Source organism: Pseudomonas sp. TSO6, from assembly GCF_056098905.1.
On sequence record NZ_JBLZWV010000072.1, the window covers coordinates 61339 to 67338 of the forward strand.

9 protein-coding genes are annotated in these 6000 nt (G+C 65.4%); 6 read left to right on the forward strand and 3 right to left on the reverse strand.

Annotated features, from left to right (window positions below):
* Positions 1–13 precede the first annotated feature (13 nt).
* The 3 genes from rnk to cyaY form a co-directional block, all read right to left on the reverse strand.
* Positions 14–424, reverse strand: a complete 411-nt coding sequence (gene rnk / locus ACN6NG_RS28865; RefSeq protein WP_016502183.1) for a nucleoside diphosphate kinase regulator — start codon at positions 422–424, stop codon at positions 14–16.
* Between the two features lie 146 nt (positions 425–570).
* Positions 571–795, reverse strand: coding sequence for a DUF1289 domain-containing protein (locus ACN6NG_RS28870; protein WP_353457105.1), 225 nt, complete (start codon positions 793–795; stop codon positions 571–573).
* A 1-nt stretch (position 796) separates the two neighbouring features.
* Positions 797–1129 carry an iron donor protein CyaY gene (gene cyaY / locus ACN6NG_RS28875; RefSeq protein ID WP_016502185.1) on the reverse strand — a complete coding sequence of 111 codons (333 nt, stop codon included), beginning with the start codon at positions 1127–1129 and terminating at the stop codon, positions 797–799.
* Positions 1130–1319: 190 nt separating this feature from the next.
* Here cyaY and lptM point away from each other — a divergent pair, with 190 nt between their 5' ends.
* From lptM to ACN6NG_RS28905, 6 genes are read left to right on the forward strand one after another with little or no spacing between them, the layout of a single operon-like run.
* Positions 1320–1532 carry an LPS translocon maturation chaperone LptM gene (gene lptM, locus ACN6NG_RS28880; RefSeq protein ID WP_063424105.1) on the forward strand — a complete coding sequence of 71 codons (213 nt, stop codon included), beginning with the start codon at positions 1320–1322 and terminating at the stop codon, positions 1530–1532.
* A gap of 9 nt (positions 1533–1541) precedes the next feature.
* Positions 1542–2789 carry a diaminopimelate decarboxylase gene (gene lysA / locus ACN6NG_RS28885; protein ID WP_016502187.1) on the forward strand — a complete coding sequence of 416 codons (1248 nt, stop codon included), beginning with the start codon at positions 1542–1544 and terminating at the stop codon, positions 2787–2789.
* 4 nt (positions 2790–2793) lie between these two features.
* Positions 2794–3624, forward strand: coding sequence for a diaminopimelate epimerase (gene dapF / locus ACN6NG_RS28890; RefSeq protein WP_019473711.1), 831 nt, complete (start codon positions 2794–2796; stop codon positions 3622–3624).
* 13 nt (positions 3625–3637) lie between these two features.
* Complete coding sequence (locus ACN6NG_RS28895) at positions 3638–4348, forward strand: DUF484 family protein (protein WP_049273680.1); 711 nt, start codon at positions 3638–3640, stop codon at positions 4346–4348.
* Positions 4348–5247, forward strand: coding sequence for a tyrosine recombinase XerC (gene xerC / locus ACN6NG_RS28900; protein ID WP_063424103.1), 900 nt, complete (start codon positions 4348–4350; stop codon positions 5245–5247). The genes ACN6NG_RS28895 and xerC overlap by 1 nt, the downstream gene beginning before the upstream one ends.
* A complete protein-coding gene (locus ACN6NG_RS28905; protein ID WP_063424102.1) occupies positions 5244–5939 on the forward strand; it encodes an HAD family hydrolase in 696 nt (231 codons plus the stop codon). The genes xerC and ACN6NG_RS28905 overlap by 4 nt, the downstream gene beginning before the upstream one ends.
* Positions 5940–6000: the final 61 nt, after the last annotated feature.

Sequence of the window (6000 nt, forward strand, 5' to 3'; positions counted from 1 at the left end):
GCCCCCTTGACCCTTACAGGTCGTAATCGCCCGCCGCTTCGGGCTGGTACTCCACTTCCAGCAGCTTCAGCTTGAGGGTCTTGCCACCCGGTGCCGGCCAGTCGATCTGCTCGCCCACCGACAGCCCCAGCAAAGCGCAGCCGATCGGTGCCAGGACCGAAACATTGCCTTCCGGCCCTGCGTCCTTCGGATAGACCAACGTCAGGTGGTAGTCCTTGCCGCTGGCTTCCTCACGGCAGTGCACGCGCGAGTTCATGGTCACCACGCCCGCTGGCACGTCCTCGTGACCGACCACCTGCTCGGCGCGGTCCAGCTCGTCCTGCAGGGCGAGCACACCCGGCGTACTCTCGTCGAGGCTGTCGATAAGACGCTCCAGACGCTGTACGTCCAATCGGGTGAGGATGAGGGAAGGCTTGGTGCTCATGATCCAGTCAGACTCCTTTGAACAGGCGATTTTCGTCGGGCAGATAAAGCAAAACCCCGCCCAAGGGCGGGGTTTGTGAATGCTTTGGCGTCACCGACGCAGAACTCGACACTACCACAGCCGGGCAAATACTCAAGCCCCTGCTCTCAGTGTGCCTTAGCCTGGCCGCGCAGGAGCTGGGCCTCGCGGCAGATTTGCCGACGCCGTTCGTCATCGGCGGAACGCCATTCACGAATGTGCTCCACATGCCGCTGGCAGCCGGTGCACACCCGCTGTTCGTCCAGCCGGCAAACGCTGATGCACGGCGATGGCACGGCGGGGCTGATGTTGCTGTAGAGCGGCTTGGGTGGCCGGGCCTGGGCGCTACTCATGTCAGATCTCGTCGAAGTCCAGCTTCTCGCCGGCCCGCTCCCAGACGATGCGCTCGAGCATTTCGCCCAGCAGCTCTTCGCTCTTCTCGCAAACCCACTTGCCGCTTTCTTCGTCGTAGTCGAAGTGGAAGCCACCGGAACGGTCGGCCAGCCACAGCTGGCGCAGCGGTTCCTGGCGGCTGAAGATCAGCTGGGCGCCACCTTCGAACTTGACGGTGAGGACCCCGGCGGAGTTCTCCATGTCCAGGTCCATGCCGCTCTCGTCGAACAGGTCTTCCAGGGCCTGTTGGGTCGCGTCGACCAGATCATGGAAACGCGCTTCACTCAAACTCATTGCAGGAACCTCGAAATTGGCTGCGTTACAGGCAAGCCGGGCAAGATACGGGCGCTTGGCGCCGAATGCAAAGATTAGCCATTGAAGGCGGTAAGAATAGCCCGCCCGGCGGACCGGCCCTTGCATAGGCAAGCCGCCGGTCGCTCGGTATACTCGGGCGCAATACTGCATTTTTCTAAGGATTTCACCCATGAAGCGCCTGATTTCCTCCTTCGCGGCGCTGGTCGCTGTTGCCTGCCTCGTTTCGGCCTGCGGCCAGAAAGGCCCGCTGTATCTGCCTGAAGACGGCGATAACGGCAAAGCGCACAAGTCGCACCAGCACCAGCCAAAAGCCAAGCCGGCCACGGCGCCAGCGCAGCAGCCCGAGCTGCAGTCCGAGCCCGAGCAGTCGCCTGCGCAGTAAGGAAACCAGATGAACGCTTTCAACTACCGCGACGGCCAGCTGTTCGCGGAAGGGGTGGCCCTGTCGGCCGTCGCCGAACGTTTCGGCACCCCCACCTACGTGTATTCGCGCGCCCACATCGAGGCCCAGTACCGCAGCTACACCGACGCCCTGCAAGGCGCCGAGCACCTGGTGTGCTTCGCGGTCAAGGCCAACTCCAACCTCGGCGTGCTGAACGTGCTGGCACGCCTGGGCGCAGGCTTCGACATTGTCTCCGGCGGTGAGCTGGAGCGCGTGCTGGCGGCTGGCGGGCGCGCGGACCGCGTGGTGTTCTCCGGCGTCGGCAAAACCCGCGAAGACATGCGCCGCGCCCTGGAAGTGGGCGTGCACTGCTTCAACGTCGAATCCACCGACGAGCTGGAGCGCCTGCAAGTCGTGGCCGCCGAAATGGGCAAGGTTGCCCCGGTGTCGCTGCGGGTAAACCCGGATGTAGACGCCGGCACCCACCCGTACATCTCCACGGGCCTTAAAGAAAACAAGTTCGGCATCGCCATCGCCGACGCCGAGGCCATCTACGTGCGTGCCGCGCAGCTGCCGAACCTGGAAGTGGTCGGCGTCGACTGCCACATCGGCTCGCAGCTGACCACCGTGGAGCCGTTCCTCGATGCCCTCGACCGCCTGCTGGACCTGGTCGATCGCCTCGCCGACTGCGGCATCCACCTGCGCCACCTGGACCTGGGTGGCGGCGTTGGCGTGCGCTACCGCGACGAAGAGCCACCGCTGGTGGCCGACTACATCAAGGCTATTCGCGAACGCGTAGGCAAGCGCGACCTGGCCCTGGTGTTCGAGCCGGGCCGCTACATCGTGGCCAACGCCGGCGTGTTGCTGACCCGCGTGGAATACCTCAAGCACACCGAACACAAAGACTTCGCCATCATCGATGCGGCAATGAACGACCTGATTCGCCCGGCCCTTTACCAGGCCTGGATGGGTGTCAGCGCGGTCATCCCACGCGAAGGCGAAGGCCGTGCCTACGACCTGGTCGGCCCCATCTGCGAGACCGGCGACTTCCTCGGCAAGGACCGTGTGCTGAACCTGGCCGAAGGCGACCTGCTGGCCGTGCAGTCCGCGGGCGCCTATGGTTTTGTCATGAGCTCCAACTACAACACCCGTGGCCGTTGCGCTGAAATCCTGGTCGACGGCGACCAGGCGTTCGAAGTACGCCGCCGCGAGACCATCGCCGAACTGTACGCTGGCGAAAGCCTGCTGCCGGAGTAAGCCCATGCTGCTGCGTTTTACCAAGATGCACGGCCTGGGCAACGACTTCATGGTCCTCGACCTGGTCAGCCAGCACGCGCATATCCAGCCAAAGCACGCCAAGCAATGGGGTGACCGCCATACCGGCATCGGCTTCGACCAGTTGCTGATCGTCGAGGCGCCGAACAACCCGGAAGTGGACTTCCGCTACCGCATCTTCAACGCCGACGGCTCTGAAGTGGAACAGTGCGGTAACGGTGCGCGCTGCTTCGCCCGTTTCGTGCTGGACAAGCGCCTGACCGCGAAAAAGCGCATTCGCGTGGAAACCAAAAGCGGCATCATCGTGCTGGACGTGCAGAACGACGGCCAGGTGAGTGTCGACATGGGCCCACCGCGGTTCATTCCTGCCGAAATCCCCTTCGTCGCTGACGCGCAGGCGCCAAACTACCCCTTGGAAGTCGACGGCCAGCTGCATTCGATTGCTGCCGTGTCCATGGGTAACCCGCATGCCGTGCTGCGCGTCGACGACGTGCATACTGCCCCCGTGCATGAGCTGGGCCCGAAGATCGAAAACCACCCACGCTTCCCGCAGCGGGTGAATGCCGGCTTCCTCCAGGTCATCGACCGCCACCGCGCCAACCTGCGCGTGTGGGAACGCGGCGCGGGCGAAACCCAGGCCTGCGGTACCGGCGCTTGCGCCGCGGCCGTGGCAGCGATCAGCCAAGGCTGGATGGATTCCCCGGTGTCCCTCGACCTGCCCGGTGGCCGCCTGCACATCGAATGGGCCGGCCCCGGCAAGCCCGTGTTGATGACCGGCCCTGCCGTGCGCGTCTACGAAGGACAGGTTCGTCTCTAAGCGAGTAACCGCCATGACCGATCAGCCCAAGGTTGTACCCCAGCAGTCCGCCGAGCTCGATGCCGAAGCGGTGGTCGCCTACCTGCGCGCCCACCCCACCTTCTTCGCCGAGCACGACGAGTTGCTGATCGAACAGCACATCCCGCACCAGCGTGGCGACAGCGTGTCGCTGGTGGAACGCCAGCTCAAGCTGCTGCGTGACCGCAACATCGAGATGCGCCATCGCCTGTCGCAACTGATGGACGTGGCCCGCGACAACGACCGGCTGTTCGACAAGACCCGACGGCTGATCCTCGACCTGCTCGACGCCGGTACCCTGGAAGAAGTGGTGATGGCGGTCGAAGACAGCCTGCGCCAGGAGTTCCAGGTACCCTTCGTCAGCCTCATCCTGTTCGGCGACAACGTTGCGCCGGTCGGGCGCTGGGTCAGCAACGCCGAGGCGCAACAGGCCATCGGTGCCCTGCTGGGCGGCGGCAAGACAGTCAGTGGCAACCTCCGTGAACACGAGCTGGCGTTCCTGTTCGGTGAAGAACAGCGCCGGGAGGTGGGTTCCAGCGCCGTGGCCACCCTCGAATACCAGGGGCTGCACGGGGTGCTGGCGATCGGCAGCCGCGACCCGCAACACTACAAGAGCAGCGTCGGCACCCTGTTCCTCGGCTACATCGCCGAAGTGCTCGGCCGCGTTGTACCGCGCGTTACCCAGACCCTGCGCTCGGTACGCTGATGGAACGCCAGCTGGAGGCTTATTGCGCACACCTGCGCAACGAGCGCCAGGTGTCGGAGCACACCTTGCTGGGTTACCGTCGCGACCTGGACAAGGTCATCGCCTATTGCAAGGAACACGCAATTGACGGTTGGCAGGCGCTGCAGATCCAGCAGCTGCGCCAGCTGATCGCGCGCCTGCACCACCATGGCCAGTCCTCGCGCAGCCTGGCACGGCTGCTATCGGCGGTGCGCGGCCTGTACCGCTACCTCAACCGCGAAGGCCTGTGCCAGCACGACCCGGCCACCGGCCTGAGCGCGCCCAAGGGTGAGCGCCGGCTGCCCAAGGTGCTGGACACCGACCGCGCCCTGCAGCTGCTTGATGGCGGCGTCGACGACGACTTCATCGCCCGCCGTGACCAGGCCATTCTTGAACTGTTTTATTCGTCTGGCCTGCGCCTGTCCGAGCTGACCAACCTCGACCTCGATCACATCGACCTCGCCGCCGGCCTGGTGCAGGTGCTGGGCAAGGGTGGCAAGGCCCGCGTCCTGCCGGTTGGCCGCAAGGCCCGCGAGGCGCTGCAGGCCTGGTACCGCCTGCGCGGCATCGGCAACCCGCGTGACCGCGCAGTGTTCATCACCCGCCAGGGCAACCGCATCACGCCACGGGCTGTGCAGCAACGGGTGAAGAAGGCGGGTGAGCGCGAGCTGGGCCAGCACCTGCACCCGCACATGCTTCGCCATTCCTTCGCCAGCCATGTGCTGGAATCGTCCCAGGACCTGCGGGCGGTGCAAGAGATGCTCGGCCATGCCGACATCAGTACCACGCAGATCTACACCCACCTGGACTTCCAGCACCTGGCCGCGGTGTACGACAGCGCCCACCCTCGGGCCAAACGCAGCAAAGGCACAGACTCATGAGCATCAAGCTGATCACATTCGACCTCGACGACACCCTGTGGGACACCGCGCCGGTCATCGCCAGCGCTGAAGTCGTGCTGCGCGACTGGCTCGAAGCCAACGCCCCGATCCTGGGCGGCGTGCCGGTGGAGCACCTGTTCGCCATCCGCGAGCGCCTGGTACAGGCCGAGCCCGGCCTCAAGCACCGCATCAGCGCCCTGCGCCGACGGGTGCTGTTCCATGCCCTGGAAGAGGTCGGCTACAGCGAGAAGCAAGCGCAGGCGCTGGCCAACGAAGGCTTTGAAGTGTTCCTGCATGCTCGCCACCAGGTGGAGATCTTCCCCGAGGTGCAGCCGGTGCTGGAGATCTTGCGCCATCACTACACCCTGGGCGTGGTCACCAACGGCAACGCCGACGTGAGCCGGTTGGGGCTGGCGGACTACTTCCGCTTTGCCCTGTGCGCCGAAGACCTCGGCATCGGCAAGCCGGACCCGGCACCGTTCCTGGAAGCCCTGCGCCGCGGCGAGGCGGACGCCAGCGCCGCCGTTCACATCGGCGACCACCCCGGCGATGATATCGCCGGCGCCCAGCGCGCCGGGCTACGGGCCGTCTGGTTCAACCCCCAGGGCAAGGCCTGGACGGGTGAGCAGGCACCGGATGCCGAGATCCAGCGCCTGTCGCAGCTGCCCGACGTCCTTTCGCGCTGGCGCTGACAGGGGCCGCTGTGCGGCCCTATCGCCGGCAAGCCAGCTCCCACAGGGATCACGCAAGGCT

What these genes read in the sequence shown, in the direction of transcription:
- rnk (WP_016502183.1), bottom strand. Translation starts at nt 424, where the DNA reads ATGAGCACCAAGCCTTCCCTCATCCTCACCCGATTGGACGTACAGCGT.
- ACN6NG_RS28870 (WP_353457105.1), bottom strand. Translation starts at nt 795, where the DNA reads ATGAGTAGCGCCCAGGCCCGGCCACCCAAGCCGCTCTACAGCAACATC.
- cyaY (WP_016502185.1), bottom strand. Translation starts at nt 1,129, where the DNA reads ATGAGTTTGAGTGAAGCGCGTTTCCATGATCTGGTCGACGCGACCCAA.
- lptM (WP_063424105.1), top strand. Translation starts at nt 1,320, where the DNA reads ATGAAGCGCCTGATTTCCTCCTTCGCGGCGCTGGTCGCTGTTGCCTGC.
- lysA (WP_016502187.1), top strand. Translation starts at nt 1,542, where the DNA reads ATGAACGCTTTCAACTACCGCGACGGCCAGCTGTTCGCGGAAGGGGTG.
- dapF (WP_019473711.1), top strand. Translation starts at nt 2,794, where the DNA reads ATGCTGCTGCGTTTTACCAAGATGCACGGCCTGGGCAACGACTTCATG.
- ACN6NG_RS28895 (WP_049273680.1), top strand. Translation starts at nt 3,638, where the DNA reads ATGACCGATCAGCCCAAGGTTGTACCCCAGCAGTCCGCCGAGCTCGAT.
- xerC (WP_063424103.1), top strand. Translation starts at nt 4,348, where the DNA reads ATGGAACGCCAGCTGGAGGCTTATTGCGCACACCTGCGCAACGAGCGC.
- ACN6NG_RS28905 (WP_063424102.1), top strand. Translation starts at nt 5,244, where the DNA reads ATGAGCATCAAGCTGATCACATTCGACCTCGACGACACCCTGTGGGAC.